The following is a 17,449-nucleotide window of genomic DNA, read 5'->3' as shown; positions in this document are numbered from 1 at the left end:
GACGGCCGTGGACGACGTCAGCCTCACCGTGCCCAGCGGCGAGATCGTCGGGCTGGTCGGTGAGTCGGGCTCCGGCAAATCCACGCTCGGCCGGGCGGCGGTCGGGCTGGCACCGCTCAGCGCCGGTCGCATCCTGCTCGACGACGAGCCGGTGCCGCTCCGGGGCCGTGACCGGCCGATACAGATGGTCTTCCAGGACCCGTCGTCGTGCCTGGACCCGCGCATGACCGTCGGCGCGAGCATGGCCGAGACCGTCCCACGCCGCGACCGGACGACGGGTGCCACCGTCAACCGTGCCAAGGAGGTCGCGCGCCTGCTCGACCTCGTCGAGCTCGACGCCGACCTCGCTGCGGCATACCCGAGCCAACTGTCGGGCGGGCAACGGCAACGCATCGGACTGGCGCGCGCACTGGGCGCCCGGCCCGACGTGGTGATCGCCGACGAGATCACCTCCGCGCTGGACGTCTCGGTGCAGGGCACCGTGCTCAACCTGATTCGCGATCTACAGCGCGAGCTGTCCATCTCGATGCTGTTCATCTCGCACAACCTGGCAGTCGTCCGGTATGTCGCCAGCAGCATCGCGGTGATGTATCGCGGCCACATCGTCGAATACGGCCCCGCCGAAGAGATCCTGACCAACCCGCAGCAGCCCTACACCCAGGAGCTGCTGGCCGCCATACCCGACTCCGTCGACCCCACCAGGAGAGCATCATGACCCGACGCCTGCGCGTGACCGATCTCGCGAAGATCGCCGTTCCGGAGCAACCCGCGCTGTCCCCGGACGGGAGCCGCATCGCGTATGTGCTGCGGACCCAGGACGTGGAGGCCGACCAGCCCGTGACGAGCCTGTGGCAGGTGCGCACCGACGGGTCCGGTCCGGCACCGCTGACGCAGGGCCTGGCGGACAGCACACCGGTCTGGTCGCCGGACGGTTCACGGCTGGCCTTCCTGCGCGCAGCGGACGGCCCGGCACAGGTCTGGCTGCTGCCCGCGAACGGTGGCGAGGCCACCCAGCTCACCGACCTGCCGCTCGGAGCGGGGGAGCCTGCGTGGAGCCCGGACGGCAGTCACATCGCCTTCGCCGCACCGGTCGACACGGCCCCCGCGGCGGACGGCAGTGACACCTCGAACACGCCCATCGTCACCGACCGCCTCGACTACCAGGCCGACGGCGCCGGCTATCTGCGTGCGATGCGCAGCCACCTCCACGTGGTGGACGTCTCGGACAAGTCCTGCCGCCAGGTCACGGAAGGCAATTGGCATGCAGCAGAACCGAATTGGTCACCGGACGGCAGTCACCTCGCATTCGTCGCAGGTATGGCGGGAGATGCCGACCTGAACTTCGTCATACCCGTGCACCAGGTCGACGTGAACGGCAGCTGGTCACGCCCGGAGCTGATCGGCTTCGCCGACGGCGTGGCCGGACTCGCCACCTGGACCGGCGACGGCCGTGAGCTCCTCGTGATCGGCAGCGGCACCGGGCCGACGGGTCAGGCAGGTCTGTTCCGGCTGCCCGCGACCGGGGCGCAGAGTGTGCCGGCGACCGAACTCATCGATCTGGCCGGACCGCTGGATCGCAATGTGATGGCCGGTGGCCCGGCATACCCGGGTGCCGCGCCACAGCTGATCGCCGACGGCCGTGAGGTCCTCTTCTGCGTGCGCGACCGAGGCTGCACCCACCTCTACCGGACCGGGATCGACTCCGGTGAACCTCAGCTCGTGCTCGGCGGCGACGACCAAGTGGTCTCCGGAGCATCTGCGGCCGGCGACACCGTGGCGGTGGTGCTCAGCACCGGCACGTCGCTCGGCGAGATCGTCACGGTCGACCTGCGGACCGGCGAGCAGACGGTCCGCACCGAGCACGGCGCGCAGCTGGCTGACGTGGAGTGGTTCGCCCGTGAGTCGCGCGACTTCACCATCTCCGACGGCACCGTCGTCCAGGGCTGGCTCATGCGTGACCCCGCGAGCTCCGGCCCACGGCCGCTACTGCTGGATGTGCACGGAGGCCCGCACAACGCCTGGAACGGTGCGGCCGACGACGTGCATCTCTACCACCAGGAGCTGGTCGCGCGCGGCTGGGCCGTGCTCCTGGTCAACCCGCGCGCGAGCGACGGCTATGGCGCCGACTTCCTCACCGCGACCATCGGCGCCTGGGGCACCGGGGACGCTGCGGACTTCCTCGAGCCGTTGGACGCGCTCGTCGCCGAGGGCGTGGCCGACCGGGAGCACCTGGCGGTGAGCGGGTACAGCTACGGCGGCTTCATGACCTGTTACCTCACCAGCCGCGACCAGCGGTTCGCAGCGGCGGTGGCCGGTGGCGTGTGCGCCGACCTGAACAGCCTCGCGGGCACGTCGGACGCCGGGCACCTCCTGGCGGCATACGAGCTTGATGCGCCGACCCGACAGCCCTCGGCGCAGCTGGACGCGATGTCGCCCTTCAGCAAGGTGACCGAGGTGACGACACCGACCCTCGTGGTGCAGGGCGCGGCGGACGTCCGGTGCCCGACCGGCCAGGCACAGCAATGGTTCTCGGCGCTGCGCGAGCAAGGCGTGCCGACCAGGTTGGCGCTCTATCCCGGAGGTTCGCACCTGTTCATCGTCAACGGTCGTCCCTCGCACCGCCTCGACTTCAACCAGCGCATCATCGACTGGCTCGAGCAGTATGGCGGAACGGGATCGAAGCGCCCGAGGCTCGACCAGGCCCACTGGCAGCGTCGAGTCGCCGAGCTGTCCCGCCGGCACAAGGTGCCTGGCGCGCAGCTGGGCATCCTCCGGCTCGGCGAGGCGGACGATGAGTTGGTCGAGGCAGCCACCGGCGTACTCAACGTGGACACCGGAGCCGAAGTGCGCCCCGAGTCGCTCTTCCAGATCGGTTCGATCACCAAGGTGTGGACGGCGACCGTGGCCATGCAACTGGTCGACGAGGGGAAGCTGTCGCTGGACGCTCCGGTGCAGGAGATCCTGCCCGAGCTGGAACTCGCCGATCCGGATGTGACCAAGAAGGTCACCCTGCGGCACCTGCTCACGCACACCAGCGGCATCGACGGCGACGTCTTCACAGACACGGGTCGGGGAGACGACTGCCTGCAGAAGTACGTCGCACTGCTCAGCGGGGAGGCCCAGAACCACCCGCTCGGACTGACCTGGTCCTACTGCAACGCCGGTTTCTCGATGATCGGCCTGCTGATCGAGCGGGTCACCGACAAGACCTGGGACGCGGCGATCCGCGAGCGACTGTTCACCCCGCTCGGACTGCAGCGGACGGTCACGCTGCCGGAGGAGGTCCTGTTGTATGGCGCTGCGGTCGGGCATGTCGGCGAGGGCGACGAACCACCGAAGGTGGCGCCGGTGTCCTTCCTGCCTCGTTCGATGGGACCTGCCGGACTGGTCACCTCCACGGTCGGCGACGTGCTCGCCTTCGCGCGGATGCACCTGACCGGCGGTCTGGCACCGGACGGCACGCAGGTGCTGCGACCGGAGACGGTCGCACTGATGCAGGAGCAGCATGCGGAGCTGCCGGACAAACACTCGTTGGGTGACTCCTGGGGCCTGGGCTGGATCCGCTTCGGCTGGTCCGGGCACCGGCTCTTCGGACACGACGGCAACACGATCGGGCAGTCGGCGTTCCTGCGGGTGCTGCCGGAGCAGAACCTCGCCGTCGCGCTGCTCACCAACGGCGGCAACACCCGGGACCTCTACGAGGACCTCTATCGCGAGATCTTCGCCGAGATGGCGGAGGTCGAAATGCAGCATTCGCTGGAGCCGCCGGCCCAGCCGGTCGAGGTGGACATCGCACCCTGGCTGGGCACGTACCGGCGCGAGTCCATGACGGTCGAGGTGTCAGCCGACGACGAGGGGCCGAGGCTGCGCGTCACGGTGACCGGACCGGTCGCCGCGACGATGGACGACCCGACCGAGGAAGCAGCGCTCATACCGGTCGCGGAGAACCTTTTCGTCATGCGGTTGCCGGGCGTCGAGACGTGGTCCCCGGTGACGTTCTATCGGCCCGACGGAGAACGGCGCTACATCCACTTCGGGGCGCGCGCCACCCCGAAGGTGTCGTGACGTGGCCCTGCTGGAGCGATTCCGCGATGCGCTGCCACAGGTCGTCGACGACATCCGGACCCTGGTGATCTGCGAGTCACCGTCGGACGACCTGGCCGCGGTCGCGGCGAGCGCCGAGCTGACCGCCGGCCTCGGCGCCCGATACCTGGGCCGCGAGCCGGAGCGGATCGTGCTGGACGGGCGCACCCATCTGCGGTGGCGGCTCGGCTCCGGCCCGAGGCGGGTGTTGATCCTGTGTCACCACGACACCGTCTGGCCGATCGGAAGTCTGCGCTCCCACCCGTGGGAGGCCACGGACACCGTCCTGCGCGGGCCGGGTTGCTTCGACATGAAGACGGGCACCGTGATGGCCTTCCACGCGATCGCTGCGTTGTCGGACACCGACGGCATCACCGTGCTGGTGACCGGTGACGAGGAGATCGGTGCCCCGAGCTCCCGGCAGCTCATCGAGGACGAAGCGCGCGGCTGCGAAGCGACGCTGGTCCTCGAATCTGCAGGAGCTGCAGGCGCATTCAAGACCGAGCGCAAAGGAGTCTCCATGTATCGAGTCGCGGCAACCGGTCTGGCGGCGCACGCGGGACTGGAGCCGGAGAAGGGCGTCAACGCCAGCTTGGAACTTGCCCATCAGCTGCCCTCGGTGGCCGCATTGAGCGCAGTGGAGCTTGGTACGACCGTGACACCCACCGTCCTGGAGGCGGGTACGACCACGAACACCGTCCCCGCGCGCGGGCAGTTCGCGGTCGACGTCCGGGTCCGCACGATCGCCGAGCAGGACCGCGTCGATGCCGCCATCCGGTCGTTGCTGCCGTACCTGCCCGGGGCGCAGTTGACGATCACCGGTGGTCCGAACCGGCCGCCGTTGGAACGCGCCTCCTCGGCGCAGCTGTTCGACCGTGCCTGTCGGCTGGCAGCGGCGCATCGCCTGCCGGAACCTCGGCAGGTGTCGGTGGGTGGGGGCTCAGACGGCAACTTCACGGCCGGGATCGGCATACCCACGCTCGACGGCATGGGCGCGAGCGGCGGCGGCGCCCATGCCGACGACGAGCACGTCCTGGTCGCGGAACTCCCCGAACGCACCGCGTTGCTCGCCGCGCTGTTGCAGGACCTGCTCACCGGCTCCGGGACCCCGGCAGGCCGACCATGACCCGGCTGGAGTCGCCGATCACCTCGGCCCAGGAGCAAGCGGCCGCGGCCGCGAACGCCGCGGCAGTCAATGTCCGCACGGTGACCGACCTGGATGAGCTGGCCGGTGTGGAGGACCTGTACGAGCGGATCTGGCACTCCGAACCCAACGCGCCGATCGGCACCGAGATGCTGCGCGCGTTGTCGAAGGCCGGCAACTACGTGGCCGGCGCCTACGTCGCGGACACGATGGTCGGAGCCTGCGTGGGGTTCTTCGCACCCCCGTCGGACCGGACCTTGCACAGCCACATCGCCGGCGTGCTGCCGCAGGCCGCACGCCGCGGCGTCGGGTACGCACTGAAGCTGCACCAGCGGGCGTGGGCGTTGGAACGCGGGATCGGTGTCATCGAGTGGACGTTCGACCCGCTGATCGCGCGCAACGCCTACTTCAACCTGGTCAAGCTCGGCGGTCGGCCGACGGAGTACCTGCCGAACTTCTACGGCGGGATGCGGGATCGCATCAACACCGGCGATGACACCGACCGCCTGCTGTTGTGCTGGGACCTGGAGGATCCCGGCGTGAGCGAGGCGTGCTCCATGCAGCGGCAGCCGACGTATGCCGCAGAACTCCGGCATCGGGACGACGTCGCGGTCGCGCTGGGACGTGGGCCGGCCGGTGAACCGGTCATCGGATCCACCGATGCCCCAACCCTCCTGATCGCCGTGCCACCCGATGTGGAGGCCCTGCGGGGCACCGATCCGGAGCTGGCCAGCGTGTGGCGGCACGAGGTCCGCAAGGTCCTCGGCGAGCTGCTGAACGGCGGCGCCCGGGCGCGGGCCTTCACCCGGGACGGCTGGTACGTGCTCGATGCCGTCCACCCGAATCAGTCACGAGGAGAAGGACATTCATGAAACTGACAGGGATCGAACTCAGGCGCGTCGGTATGCCGTTGGTGGCGCCGTTCCGGACATCGTTCGGGGTGCAGCACGAACGCGACGTGCTGCTGGTGCGCGTGGTCACGGACCAGGCCGAAGGTTGGGGTGAGTGCGTCGCGATGGGTGACCCGCTCTACTCGCCGGAGTATGTCGACGCAGCGGCAGACGTGCTGCGCCGTTTCCTGATCCCGGCGCTGGGAGACGCGGACCGGTTGACCGCCGACCGGGTCGGCCACGTGCTGCACGGCTTCAAGGGCCACCGGATGGCCAAGTGTGCGCTCGAGGCCGCGGTGCTGGACGCGGAGCTGCGGGCGGAGGGGCGGCCGCTGGCGCGCGAACTCGGTGCGGTGCGCGACAGCGTGCCCTGCGGTGTGTCGGTCGGGATCATGGATTCGGTCCCGGAGCTGCTGGACGCGGTGTCCGGATACATCGATGCGGGCTATGTGCGCATCAAGCTGAAGATCGAACCGGGGTGGGACGTCGAGCCGGTCCGCGCCGTCCGTGAGCGTTTCGGCGACGAGTTGCTGCTTCAGGTCGATGCCAACACGGCATACACGCTGGCGGACGCCGGGCAATTGGCCCGGCTGGATCCCTTCGATCTGCTGCTGATCGAGCAACCACTCGACGAGGAGGACGTGCTCGGGCACGCGCAGTTGGCGAAGCTGGTCACCACCCCGATCTGCCTGGACGAGTCGATCACCTCCGCCGCAACGGCCGCCGCCGCGATCAGTTTGGGCGCCTGCCGGATCGTCAACATCAAGCCGGGTCGTGTCGGTGGCTATCTGGAGGCACGACGCATCCACGACGTGTGTATGGCGCACGGCATCGCGGTCTGGTGCGGCGGGATGCTGGAGACCGGCATCGGCAGGGCGGCCAACGTCGCGCTGGCCGCGCTGCCCGGCTTCACCCTGCCCGGCGACACGTCGGCGTCGGACCGCTATTTCAGCACCGACATCACCGAGCCGTTCGTGCTGGACGCGGGCTACCTCACGGTCCCGACCGGGCCCGGCCTCGGCGTCGCCCCGCTATCCGATCAACTCGATGCGGTCACGACGTCCACCGAATGGATTTCGCTGTAGCGCAGGCAATTTCACCTGAACGCCGTGGAGGGACGATCGCAGCTTGTAACGTCAAGAGATGGTGTCGATGAGCGGACGACCAGCAGCCGATCTGACACGGCTGCTCGATGATCTGGGCGCCACGCTGCTCGAGCTGGTGCATGCCCCCGAGTCGCCGGCGGCTGCCGCCGGGCCGATCTCCGCGGTCGTCATACATGATCCGGTCGACGAGGCCGAGGTGCGACCGGACGCACTCGTGCTGGGCGTGGGCGTCTCCGGCAGCGAACGGATCATCCGGTTGCTGGGTGAGCTGGGCGAGCAACGCGCGACCGCACTGGTGGTTCGGGCGCCGGTCCCGCCGGATCCGCAGTTGCTGCGCACCGTCGAACAGACCGGCGTCGCGTTGCTGGCCTTCACCCGGGGAGCCTCCTGGACCCAGTTGACCGCGTTGCTGCGTGCCCTCCTGGCCGAAGGAGAGCTCGGCGGGTCCGAGACCGAGACCCTGGGCGGGCTGCCGGCCGGAGACCTGTTCGCGGTGGCCAACGCCGTCGCCGCGTTGCTGGATGCACCGATCACGATCGAGGACCGCAACTCCCGTGTGCTGGCGTTCTCCGGACGTCAGGACGAGGCGGACCAGTCCCGGGTCGAGACCATTCTCGGCCGGCAGGTGCCGGAACGATATGCCCGCCTGTTGTCCGAACGCGGCGTCTTCCGCGAGCTCTACCGCACCGACCAGCCGGTCTACATCGAGTCGCTACCCGCGTCCGCGGTGACCATGGCGCGGGCCGCGATCGCCGTCCGCGCCGGGGACGAGTTGCTCGGCTCGTTGTGGGCAGCGGTCCACGAACCGCTGAGTCCGGAACGTTCTCGCGCCTTCTCGGAGGCTGCGAAGCTGGTCGCCCTGCACCTTCTCCAGCAGCGGGCGGGGTCCGACGTCGAGCGGCGGCTTCGAGCCGACCTGCTCGGCACCGCACTCGAAGGCGGCGTCGGTGCGCGCGGTGCGCTCGACCGGCTCGGAGTCGCCGATCAGCCGATGGTCGTCCTCGCGTTGACGATCGCCGGACAGCACACGCCACCGGCCGTCGTCAGTGGGGCGGAACTCGTCAACGAGCGACAAAGACTGAGCGATGCGTTCGCCATGCATCTGAGCACGGTGCACCCTTCGTCGGCGGTGGCCGCGCTGAGCGACGTGGTCTACGGGTTGGTGCCCGTGCCGCATCAGCGGGAGCGGTATGCCGTCAGCATCGCGACCGACTTCCTCGATCGGATCGGCGACCGCGGGCATCACGCGCTGATCGCGGTCAGTCCGGTCGCCGAGGACATCACCGGTCTGGCCAGTGCACGTGTTGCGGTGGATCGAGTGCTGCGGGTGCTGCGCGAACGCGGAAGTCCCCGGGTCGCACAACTCGCGGACGTGCACGTGGAGTCCTTGATGCTGGAGCTACGCGACCTCGTCGTCGCGCGCGGCGACCAACCGACCGGGCCGGTCGCGCGGCTGATCAGGTATGACGCCGTCCACAACACCGATCTGGTGCAGACCCTGCGAGCGTGGCTCGATCATTTCGGGGACACGGTCGCCGCCGCCGCAAGTCTCTACGTACACCCGAACACCTTCCGATACCGCCTGCGACGCCTCGCTGAGGTCGGCGAGATCGATCTGGAGGACTCGGAGGCCCGGTTCGCCGCGATGCTGCAGCTGCGTGCGGTGGTGACCCGCTGACCGACCCCTGTCGTCAGCGCACGAGCCCGTAGACGCGGTCGACGTGCAGGTGCAGCGGGAGCCGGCCGTCCTCGACCATCGCGGCCCGGTAATCGTCCCAGTCATCGTGCTCGCCGCCGATGGCGCGGTAGATCGAGATGAGTTCCTCGACGCTGTCGTCGTCGGGTGCGGCAGCGACCGCATGGACGGTGGCGGTCACGTCGGCGGCGGCATACGACCATCCGTCCTTGGCGTTGACGAGGATCGTCGCACGCGAATCACGGCGCAGGTTGGCGGTTTTCGCGCGACCGTCGGTGACCGAGACGCGGATGAGATCGCGGTCGCGGTCGTAGGTGTAACTGACGTTGGACAGCTGCGGCCGTCCATCGCGGCGGATCGTGGCGAGGGTCGCCAGGTGGCTGTCGGCAATGAGGTCGCGCAGCAAGTCGTCGGTCATGAGTGCTCCTTGGTCCTGGTGGGTGCGGGTCTGAGGTCGCTTCGGTAGACGCTGACGATCACGCTGTAGCTGGGTAGTCCGGGGTCCCCGTCGGGCAGTTCGTTGACGAGCCGGTCCAGGTGCTCCGAGAGGTGTTGCGCCTGTTCCGCGGTCATGCTGATCCGGCGATTGTTGAAGAGGTGGTCGTCGTCGTGCGGGATCTCCTCGCCGATCGCCCGGAGCATCGCATCGGTTGTCTCGCCGTCCCCGGCCGGAAAGCGCAGTCGTCTCGCGACCGGTATCCAGTACTGCTCGGTCCCACCGCGGACGGTCCTGGTGTGGCCACGAGTCACCAGCCCGGCGTCGAGCAGGACGCGTAGGTGATGAGAAACGTTGCCCTTGTTGGTCTTCGCCAAGCGTGAGAGTTGGCTGATCGTCGCCCCGTCGGCAGGCAGCGCGCGCAGCAGGCGATGCCGCATCGGATGCGACAGTGCGCGCAACTGTGCCGGGCTGTCGGCTACGAGGTCCTGGGCGATCGGCATACGTCAAGCGTTAAGAAGTCTTGTCGCTTTGTCAATGGCAGGGAGAAGCTGCAGACATGGAGATCACCGAACGGGACCAGCAACTGATCGACGACCTGCGTGGCAAGGTGCGCGACCGCTACATCCTCCCCGAGCGCGGAACGGACATCGCCGACAAGCTCGCCGTGGACGAGCTGCCGTCGGCCAGCGAGCAGCCGGCCGAATTCGCAGCGGCAGCAACGACAGCGCTGCATGACCTGAGTCACGACGGCCACCTGCGAGTGCGGCACCGGTCGACCGGTGCGATGGACGGCTTCGACGGTGCTGCGTACCGGGAGTTCTACGCCCGCGAGGCAGTCGCGAATGCCGGTGGCATTCGGTCGGTTTCGCGCCTCGACGAGATGACCGGTTTGATGGTCGTGGCGCCATACCTCTCACCGATGCCGATGGCGCAGCCGTATGTCGATGCCGCCTTCGCGCTGTTGCGCGGTGTCGAGCGGCTGGTCATCGACCTGCGTGCCGGGCGAGGCGGCACGCCGGAGACGGTGGCCTGCGTGTGTGGCTTCCTGCTCGGGGACGAGCCGGTGCACCTGCAGGACGTCGTCACCCGCGACGGAACCGCGCAGCAGTTCTGGACGATGCCGCATTTCGACAGGTTGCCCGATGATGTGTCGGTCGCGGTGCTGACGAGCACGCTGACGTTCTCCGGCTGTGAGGAACTCGCCTACAACCTGCAGGCACAGCAGCGGGCGACGATCGTCGGTGAGACCACAGGTGGTGGCGCGCATCCGGTGGAGGTCTTCCGGCTCAGCGACGTGCTGGAGGTGACGGTGCCGATCGGGCGCTCGGTCAACGCCGTCACCGGCACGAACTGGGAGGGCACCGGCGTCGTGCCGGATGTGCCGTGTGCGGCGGACGAGGCGCTCTCCTGCTGGTCGAGTTGGCGAGCCCGCTGGGGCGAGCCGTATCGAGACCCGCGAACGCTCAGTCCCTGATGGTGCGCCGGCGAGACCGCGGTTGACAGGTCTTGCACCAGAAGAGGTTTCGGCCGGTGAGGATCTTCGTGCTGACGGGTGTGCCGCAGACGAGGCACTCCTGACCGGCACGGCGATAGACGTAGACCTCTCCGCCGTGCTTGTCGACCCGGGGGTCGCGGCCCATCGCCTCAGGCGTGTGCTCGGGGTAGACGGTGTCGATGCGACCGTCGCGAACACCGAGCGGCATCAGCTCGACCAGGTCGTCCCAGAGCAGGTCGAACTCGGTGCCGCGCAGGAACTTGCCGGCCATGAACGGGTCGATGTGATGCCGGTAGAGCGTCTCGGCGCGGTAGATGTTGCCGACCCCGGCAAAGATCTTCTGGTCCATCATCAGCACGCCGATCGGACTGCTGGACCTGCGGATTCGCGCTCGGGCGACCTCCGGATCGGCGTCCTCGCGCAGCGGGTCGGGACCGAGTTTGCTGATGGTCTCGGCGATCTGCTCCGGGGAGCTGAGCTCGCAGACGTTGGGGCCGCGCAACTCCATCGTGGTGTCCGGCGCGAACGTGGTCAGCCGCCAGCGGGCGTTCTCCGTCGGCGGGTCGGCCTCGGGGAAGAAGAAGAATTTGCCGATCAGCCCGAGGTGAATGTGCACCTGCTCGGGAACGTCCTCGAACGCCAGATACATGTGCTTGCCGTATGCCTGCGCGGTGTCGAACGTGCGACCGTCGACCAGCTCGGCGCCGGTGAATTTTCCCTGCGGAGAGGTCGATCGGACCTCGCGCCCGCCGAACTCGCGATTGAGCTCACCGCTGATGCGATGGGTGACATGTCCTTCCGGCATACGTCAGGACGCGGCGCGAGCCGACTTCAGGCCGCTGCCGGCCGGTGCGAAGGCGGGGTCGTCGCCGATGGACACCTGTTTGTTGGCGGTGTCGACGAACACGACCGAGCCCTTGAAGTCACGAGCCTCGGCGTCCTCGACCTGGCCGTAGCCGATGATGATCACCAGGTCGTCCGGCTTCACGAGATGGGCGGCGGCGCCGTTGATGCCGATGATCCCGCTGCCCGCTTCGCCGGTAATGACGTATGTCGACAGGCGGCTGCCATTGGTGACATCCACGACGTCGACCTTCTCGCCCTCGAGGAGGTCCGCGGCGTGCATGAGGTCAGCGTCGATCGTGATGGATCCGACGTAGTCGAGGTCGGCCTGGGTCACGGTGGCGCGGTGGATCTTGGACTTCATCATCGTCCGGAGCATGGGGACGAGGGTACCGGTGTGGCTGACCACGTCTCATCGAGCGGCAGGGATACGCATTGAGCGGCATACGGAATCGGTGGATTTCGTATGCCGCTCAATGCGTGGGTATGCCGGTCAATCAGGAAGTCGCCTTTTTCGCGAACTCCGTGGTGTAGGTCTTGCTGATGTCGATCTGGTCCTTCTTCGGCTTGACCGCGGGGGAGAAGGAGCCGAGCACATTGAGCGCGTTCTTGGCGCCCGCCGCGTCCATCAGGCCCGTGGTGTTGAAGATGCCCTTCGAGCCCTTGAGCGCCTGCACGTAGAGCGCGGGGTCGCTGCCCTTGTAGTCGCTGGGCATCTTGTCGGAGATCTGCTGCGCACTGTGGCTGTTGATCCACTTCAGGGTCTTGACGAACGCGTTGGCGACCTTCTGCACCTGCTGCGGGTTCTTCTTGACGTAGTCACACGACATGTAGAGCGAGCTGGCCGGGTAGAGCCCACCGAGCGCCTTCTTGGTGCCGGCCTCGGTGCGCATGTCGAACAGCACCTTGCCCTCGCCGGTCTTGGTCAGCCGGGCGACGGTCGGATCGGTCGTCATACCCGCGTCGATACCGCCGGACTTCATCGACGCGATGAACGTCGCGTCCGCGCCGGCCTTGACCGTTGTGTACTGCTTGGTGGAGATCCCGGCCTTGCCGGTGAAGTACTGCGTCAGGAAGTCGGTCGAGCTGCCCTGGCTGGTGACTCCGAGCTTCTTGCCCTTCATGTCCTTGGCGGACTTGATCGTGCCGGCCTGCTTCGAGGACACCATCTCGACCTCGCCCGGCACATTCGCGAACTGCACGACGCTCTCCAGGCACTTGCCCTTGGCCTGCATGTCGATCGTGTGGTCGTAGAACCCGACGACGCCCTGCGCCTTCCCGGCGATCAGCGAAGTCTCAGCAGTGACGCCCGCGGGGGTATCGATCAGCTGGACCTTGACGCCCTGGTCCTTGAAGTAGCCGAGCTGCTGGGTGAGCGCGGCCGGCATGTAGATGACCTTGCTCATACCGCCGACCATGATCTTCACGGTGTCCGACGATGCGCCGCCACCGCCGCCCGCGCCGGCGGAGGAGCCGTGGTCGTTCTTGGTGGCGCAGCCGCTGAGGGCGAGCGCTCCCGCCATACCGATGGCGGCGAGTCCGGCGAGTTTCTTGTGCATGGCTGATTTCCTGACTGTGGGTGGGATGGGGTGGAGGAGGGGGTCAGACGGCGACGGATTCGCTCTGCGATGGCGGTCGCCATTTGAGGAGCCGCCGCTCGAGGTAACCGAGCACCAACTCGGCGATGAGGGCGAGCACGGTGCTGATGAGCATTCCGGCGTAGATCCCCGCGGAGTTGAAGGACGCCTGAGCAGTGCTGATCAGCAGGCCGATGCCCTGCGTGGCGCCGGTGTATTCACCGACGATCGCGCCGATCAATGCGAAGCCGAAGGCGGTGTGCAGCGAGGCGAGGATCCACGACGTCGCGCTCGGGACGACAATCGACCGCAGCACCTGCAGCCGGCTGGCGCCGAGGATGCGTGCGTTGTTGATCAGGTTGCGATCCACCTCTCGCGCTCCCTGGAACGCATTGAAGAAGACCGGGAAGAAGACGAGGACCGTGGCCGTCGCGATCTTGGACGACATGCCGAGGCCGAACCAGATGATGAACAGCGCCGCGAGCACGATCCGGGGGACGGCGTTCGCCGCCTGGATGTATGGCGACAACACCTCGGCCAACAGGCGTGCCCGGCCCAACAGGATGCCGAGCAGCACGCCGGCGATCGCGCCGATGGCGAAGCCGATGACCGCTTCCTGCAAGGTGATCGAGATCTGGGCCCAGATCGATCCCTGCGCGGTGCCGTCGGTGAACCAGGTGCTGAGCTGCTTCCAGATCAGGCTCGGTTTGGAGTAGAAGAACGGGTCGAACCACAGGTTGACCGAGATCTCCCAGATGGCCAGGACACCGACCAGGACGAAGGCCCGCAGGCTGTAGACGAGGGCCTTGTGCTTGCGCAGCTGTGCGCGGGGGTCATGCTTGCGCTCTGCCGGCGTCGGTATCGCGCCGTTCATCGCGCCGGCGTCGGCGGTGAGGGTGTCATGCGACACGGGACGCTCCTTCGGCTCGGGCGGTCGCGACCTCGGAGGACAGCGACTGCCAGATCTTGGAATAGGTTTCGATGAACTCCGGCGTCATCCGCAGCTCCTCGACGTTGCGCGGCCGCGGCAGGTTGATCCGGAAGTCATCCTTGATGCGTGCCGGGCTCGCGGTCATCACGACCACCCGGTCGGCGAGGACGATCGCCTCTTCGAGGTCGTGGGTGACGAAGATGACGGCGGTGCCGGTGCCGGACCACAGCTCCAGCAGCTCGTTCTGCATGAGCGCCCGGGTCTGCACGTCGAGCGCGGAGAACGGCTCGTCCATCAGCAGGATCTTCGGCTCGTTCACCAGGGTCTGGGCCAGGGCGACACGCTTGCGCATGCCTCCGGAGAGTTGGTGCATGTAGGACTTCTCGAAGCCGGCCAGGCCGACGCGGGTGATCCAGTCCATGGCCTTGGCGTGTGCGTCGGACTTCGACATACCCCGCCACATCGGTCCGGCGGCGACATTGGCGAGCACATTGCGCCAGGGCAGCATCGCGTCCGCCTGGAACATGTAGCCGACGCCGTCCGGGATCCCTTGGACGGGAAGGTCGTTCACTCGTACGACGCCGTCCGACGGCGGTTCGAGTCCGGAGACGAGGGACAGGGTGGTGGACTTGCCACAACCGGTGGGGCCGACCACGGCGACGAATTCGCCGGCATCGACGGTCATGGTGATGTCGGCGGCCGCGGTGTGGATGCCGCCACCGGCCTTCACGAAACGCTTGGTCGCGTGTGACAACTCGACGAGGTGCGACATACGCGTCCTTTCTGTGCGGGGAGATTGTGACCCCACTCACATCGATGAGGGCACGGCGCAGGACGCTATGGGCTGGTGGTCGCCGCTGTCTGCGTTGCGAGCGTTGCCCGGATTTCGCACGCTGAGCGCGTTCTGCGCATTTCGCATCCGGGCCATTCATGCAGGCGAACGCCCTATCGTTGTCGGCCATGAGCCGACCCCGGCGGATGCCCTTCACCCGCCAGATGATGATGTTGCAGGTCGCCGTCGTGGCGGCTCTCGGAGTGGTGACGCTTCTCGTGGCCGGCTTCTTCCTGCGGTCGACGTTGCAGCATCAGTACGAGCAGCGGGCGCTGTCCGTGGCGCGGACCATCGCTGCCGATCAGGGGCTCGGTGACCTGGTCGCGGACGACCGTCAGCCGCAGGTGCAGAAAGTCGCTGCGGCACAGGAACGCTCCACGCATGCGCTCTTCGTCGTCATCACCAACGATCGCGGGGTCCGTCTCGCGCATCCGAATCCGGACGAGATCGGCAAGATGGTCAGCACCGATCCGGACGAGGCGCTCGCGGGCAAGGAGAACGTCTCGATCGAGCGCGGCACGCTCGGGTTGTCGGCGCGAGGCAAGGTGCCGCTGCGCGACTCGTCGGGCGGGATCGTCGGCGAGGTCAGTGTCGGTTTCGCCGCGACCGACATACATGACGCACTGCGGCGGGTGCTGTTCATCGTGCTGCCGTGGGCGCTCGCGGCCGTCCTGGTCGCCGTTCTGTTGACGGCACTGCTCGGTCGACGTCTCAAGCGGCTCACTCTCGGCCTGGAGCCGTCGGAGGTCGCGGACCTCGTGCGCGAGCGCGAGGCGGTGTTGCACGGCATCAGCGAAGGGGTGCTCGCGGTCGACACGGAGCGACGGGTGACCATGTGCAATGCCGAGGCAATTCGACTGCTGGGCAAGGAGGTTCGGCTCGGGGCCGATCTCGACGAGCTGGCGCTCGCGCCGGACCTGCAGCGGTTGATGCGGCACCCGGATGAGCACGGACGCGCGGTGACGGCGGTGTCCGGGCGGCGCGTCCTGGTCGCCAAACATCGCCCGGTCGCGTTGGAGGACGGCACCGACCTCGGTGGAGTCCTGACCGTGCAGGACAGGACAGAGCTCGAGGAGCTGACCAGCGAACTCGCGGGAGTGCGCAGTATGACGAGCGCGCTACGCGCGCAACGGCATGAGTTCGCCAACCGGATGCACACGGTGATGGGACTGTTACACACCTCTGATGTCGACGACGCGATCGAATACCTCAGCGACAGTGTGAAATTCGCGTCGAACGAAGAACTCATGGAGCACGTGCGGTCCAACACCATCCGCGCGTTCTTCGCCGGCAAACAGTCGGCCGCGGGGGAATCGGGCGTCGCGCTGGTGCTGTCCGAGCAGAGCTGGGTGCCGCGCAAGCTGATCGCACCCGTTGAGGTGATCACTGTGCTCGGGAATCTGGTCGACAACGCGATCGAAGCCGCGCGCACGTCCGCGACGCGGCCGGCGCGGGTCGAGGTCGATCTGTTGCCGGAGGGGACAGGCTTGGTGATCTCGGTGGCCAACACAGGTGACGGCATCTCGTCGGACCGTGCCGAGTCGATCTTCGTCGGGGGAGTGAGTTCGCGCGGAACCGGACGTGGCATGGGTCTGGCGATCGCGCGCACGACGGCCGAGGGGCTCGGCGGCAGCCTTCGGTTGACCGCGCTGGGCGAGGAGAGCGCGGAGACGGTTTTTGTTGCGGTGCTACCGAACGTGTTGGAAACAAGCGAAGTTCAGGAAGACCTATGACCAGTGTGCTCGTTGTTGACGACGACTTCCGGGTGGCGTCGGTCCACGCGTCATACGCCTCGTCGGTGGAGGGCCTTGAGGTCGTGGCGGTCGCGCACACCGCCGCCGATGCGCTGCGGGCGGTGTCGGAACTCAAACCGGACCTGATCCTGCTCGACAACTATCTGCCCGATCAGCCCGGTCTCGAGGTGTGCGCCGAGCTTGCCGGGAGGGGCTGCGACGTCATGATGGTCACGGCCGACGGCTCCGCCGACTCGGTGCGTGCTGCCCTGTCGGCCGGTGCGGTCAACTATGTGCTGAAACCCTTCGGCGCCGACCAATTGGTGCGACGGCTCAAGGCATGGCAGCGTTACCGCGGCCGGGTGCGGGACGGGCTGCTCGACCAGGACCAGATCGACACGGCGATGCGCGCACTGCACGAGGGCGATCGTCCGCAGGCGCCGAAAGGCCAGTCGCCGGTGACCGCTTCGTTGGTGCGCAACGCGCTCGAGGCTGCGTCGGGGCCGGTGTCTGCGGCGGATCTCGGGACCGAACTCGGTATCGCGAGGGCGACCGCGCAGCGCTATCTCGCCGGACTGGTCGAGGAGGGCGTGGCTGTCATGCGACTGCGGTACGGCGGGACGGGCCGGCCGGAGCACGAGTACCTATGGCGGCATTGATGCGGGTCGAGTGCCGGAGGA

General features: G+C 67.8%; 16 protein-coding genes. 9 read left to right on the top strand and 7 right to left on the bottom strand.

Going from position 1 to position 17,449, the window contains the following annotated elements; translation table 11 throughout:
* Window positions 1-7: 7 nt before the first annotated feature.
* From IEX71_RS09560 to IEX71_RS09535, 6 genes are all read left to right on the top strand, one after another.
* Window positions 8-715, top strand: coding sequence for an ABC transporter ATP-binding protein (locus IEX71_RS09560; RefSeq protein ID WP_229749618.1), 708 nt, complete (start codon window positions 8-10; stop codon window positions 713-715).
* Window positions 712-4,065: a serine hydrolase gene (locus IEX71_RS09555; protein ID WP_188836790.1), complete on the top strand. Its 3,354-nt coding sequence runs from the start codon at window positions 712-714 to the stop codon at window positions 4,063-4,065. Before IEX71_RS09560 ends, IEX71_RS09555 begins: the two co-directional genes overlap by 4 nt.
* A 1-nt stretch (window position 4,066) precedes the next feature.
* A complete protein-coding gene (locus tag IEX71_RS09550) occupies window positions 4,067-5,209 on the top strand; it encodes a M20 family metallopeptidase (protein WP_229749617.1) in 1,143 nt (380 codons plus the stop codon).
* Entirely contained in the window at window positions 5,206-6,099 is an 894-nt protein-coding gene (locus IEX71_RS09545) for a GNAT family N-acetyltransferase (RefSeq protein WP_188836789.1), read from the top strand. The genes IEX71_RS09550 and IEX71_RS09545 overlap by 4 nt, the downstream gene beginning before the upstream one ends.
* Window positions 6,096-7,202: an o-succinylbenzoate synthase gene (menC, locus tag IEX71_RS09540; protein WP_188836788.1), complete on the top strand. Its 1,107-nt coding sequence runs from the start codon at window positions 6,096-6,098 to the stop codon at window positions 7,200-7,202. The genes IEX71_RS09545 and menC overlap by 4 nt, the downstream gene beginning before the upstream one ends.
* Window positions 7,203-7,269: 67 nt before the next feature.
* A complete protein-coding gene (locus IEX71_RS09535; RefSeq protein WP_188836787.1) occupies window positions 7,270-8,901 on the top strand; it encodes a PucR family transcriptional regulator in 1,632 nt (543 codons plus the stop codon).
* 13 nt (window positions 8,902-8,914) lie between these two features.
* Here IEX71_RS09535 and IEX71_RS09530 read toward each other — a convergent pair whose 3' ends face one another.
* Window positions 8,915-9,337, bottom strand: a complete 423-nt coding sequence (locus IEX71_RS09530; protein ID WP_188836786.1) for a PPOX class F420-dependent oxidoreductase — start codon at window positions 9,335-9,337, stop codon at window positions 8,915-8,917.
* Window positions 9,334-9,858 carry an ArsR/SmtB family transcription factor gene (locus IEX71_RS09525; protein WP_188836785.1) on the bottom strand — a complete coding sequence of 175 codons (525 nt, stop codon included), beginning with the start codon at window positions 9,856-9,858 and terminating at the stop codon, window positions 9,334-9,336. The genes IEX71_RS09530 and IEX71_RS09525 overlap by 4 nt, the downstream gene beginning before the upstream one ends.
* A 56-nt stretch (window positions 9,859-9,914) precedes the next feature.
* Here IEX71_RS09525 and IEX71_RS09520 point away from each other — a divergent pair, with 56 nt between their 5' ends.
* Window positions 9,915-10,832: a S41 family peptidase gene (locus tag IEX71_RS09520; protein WP_229749616.1), complete on the top strand. Its 918-nt coding sequence runs from the start codon at window positions 9,915-9,917 to the stop codon at window positions 10,830-10,832.
* On the opposite strand, the gene IEX71_RS09515 is transcribed toward IEX71_RS09520, so the two are convergent.
* From IEX71_RS09515 to IEX71_RS09495, 5 genes are all read right to left on the bottom strand, one after another.
* Entirely contained in the window at window positions 10,822-11,658 is an 837-nt protein-coding gene (locus tag IEX71_RS09515) for an Fpg/Nei family DNA glycosylase (RefSeq protein ID WP_188836784.1), read from the bottom strand. The two genes, IEX71_RS09520 and IEX71_RS09515, sit on opposite strands and share 11 nt — an antisense overlap.
* A 3-nt stretch (window positions 11,659-11,661) precedes the next feature.
* Entirely contained in the window at window positions 11,662-12,075 is a 414-nt protein-coding gene (gene panD, locus IEX71_RS09510) for an aspartate 1-decarboxylase (RefSeq protein ID WP_188836783.1), read from the bottom strand.
* 118 nt (window positions 12,076-12,193) lie between these two features.
* Window positions 12,194-13,255 carry an ABC transporter substrate-binding protein gene (locus IEX71_RS09505; protein ID WP_188836782.1) on the bottom strand — a complete coding sequence of 354 codons (1,062 nt, stop codon included), beginning with the start codon at window positions 13,253-13,255 and terminating at the stop codon, window positions 12,194-12,196.
* 43 nt (window positions 13,256-13,298) lie between these two features.
* Window positions 13,299-14,183, bottom strand: coding sequence for an ABC transporter permease (locus IEX71_RS09500; protein WP_229749615.1), 885 nt, complete (start codon window positions 14,181-14,183; stop codon window positions 13,299-13,301).
* Complete coding sequence (locus tag IEX71_RS09495; protein WP_188836781.1) at window positions 14,173-14,976, bottom strand: ABC transporter ATP-binding protein; 804 nt, start codon at window positions 14,974-14,976, stop codon at window positions 14,173-14,175. The genes IEX71_RS09500 and IEX71_RS09495 overlap by 11 nt, the downstream gene beginning before the upstream one ends.
* A 188-nt stretch (window positions 14,977-15,164) precedes the next feature.
* Here IEX71_RS09495 and IEX71_RS09490 point away from each other — a divergent pair, with 188 nt between their 5' ends.
* Together IEX71_RS09490 and IEX71_RS09485 are read left to right on the top strand one after the other, a co-directional pair.
* The gene (locus IEX71_RS09490; protein WP_188836780.1) at window positions 15,165-16,769 is read left to right on the top strand and encodes an ATP-binding protein; all 1,605 of its coding nucleotides are present in this window, start codon (window positions 15,165-15,167) and stop codon (window positions 16,767-16,769) included.
* Complete coding sequence (locus IEX71_RS09485; RefSeq protein ID WP_188836779.1) at window positions 16,766-17,428, top strand: response regulator; 663 nt, start codon at window positions 16,766-16,768, stop codon at window positions 17,426-17,428. Before IEX71_RS09490 ends, IEX71_RS09485 begins: the two co-directional genes overlap by 4 nt.
* The last annotated feature ends 21 nt before the right edge of the window (window positions 17,429-17,449 follow it).

It is taken from the genome of Flexivirga endophytica (assembly GCF_014640635.1).
In the GTDB taxonomy this organism is placed as follows: domain Bacteria; phylum Actinomycetota; class Actinomycetes; order Actinomycetales; family Dermatophilaceae; genus Flexivirga; species Flexivirga endophytica.
The sequence above is the reverse complement of the archived record's forward strand: the minus strand, read 5'-3'. Positions and strand labels throughout refer to the sequence as shown.

Bases quoted from the DNA above. Each gene is read 5' to 3' on its own strand.
- IEX71_RS09555 (WP_188836790.1), top strand. From the start codon at position 712: ATGACCCGACGCCTGCGCGTGACCGATCTCGCGAAGATCGCCGTTCCG.
- IEX71_RS09545 (WP_188836789.1), top strand. From the start codon at position 5,206: ATGACCCGGCTGGAGTCGCCGATCACCTCGGCCCAGGAGCAAGCGGCC.
- menC (WP_188836788.1), top strand. From the start codon at position 6,096: ATGAAACTGACAGGGATCGAACTCAGGCGCGTCGGTATGCCGTTGGTG.
- IEX71_RS09535 (WP_188836787.1), top strand. From the start codon at position 7,270: ATGAGCGGACGACCAGCAGCCGATCTGACACGGCTGCTCGATGATCTG.
- IEX71_RS09530 (WP_188836786.1), bottom strand. From the start codon at position 9,337: ATGACCGACGACTTGCTGCGCGACCTCATTGCCGACAGCCACCTGGCG.
- IEX71_RS09525 (WP_188836785.1), bottom strand. From the start codon at position 9,858: ATGCCGATCGCCCAGGACCTCGTAGCCGACAGCCCGGCACAGTTGCGC.
- IEX71_RS09520 (WP_229749616.1), top strand. From the start codon at position 9,915: ATGGAGATCACCGAACGGGACCAGCAACTGATCGACGACCTGCGTGGC.
- IEX71_RS09515 (WP_188836784.1), bottom strand. From the start codon at position 11,658: ATGCCGGAAGGACATGTCACCCATCGCATCAGCGGTGAGCTCAATCGC.
- panD (WP_188836783.1), bottom strand. From the start codon at position 12,075: ATGCTCCGGACGATGATGAAGTCCAAGATCCACCGCGCCACCGTGACC.
- IEX71_RS09505 (WP_188836782.1), bottom strand. From the start codon at position 13,255: ATGCACAAGAAACTCGCCGGACTCGCCGCCATCGGTATGGCGGGAGCG.
- IEX71_RS09495 (WP_188836781.1), bottom strand. From the start codon at position 14,976: ATGTCGCACCTCGTCGAGTTGTCACACGCGACCAAGCGTTTCGTGAAG.
- IEX71_RS09490 (WP_188836780.1), top strand. From the start codon at position 15,165: ATGAGCCGACCCCGGCGGATGCCCTTCACCCGCCAGATGATGATGTTG.
- IEX71_RS09485 (WP_188836779.1), top strand. From the start codon at position 16,766: ATGACCAGTGTGCTCGTTGTTGACGACGACTTCCGGGTGGCGTCGGTC.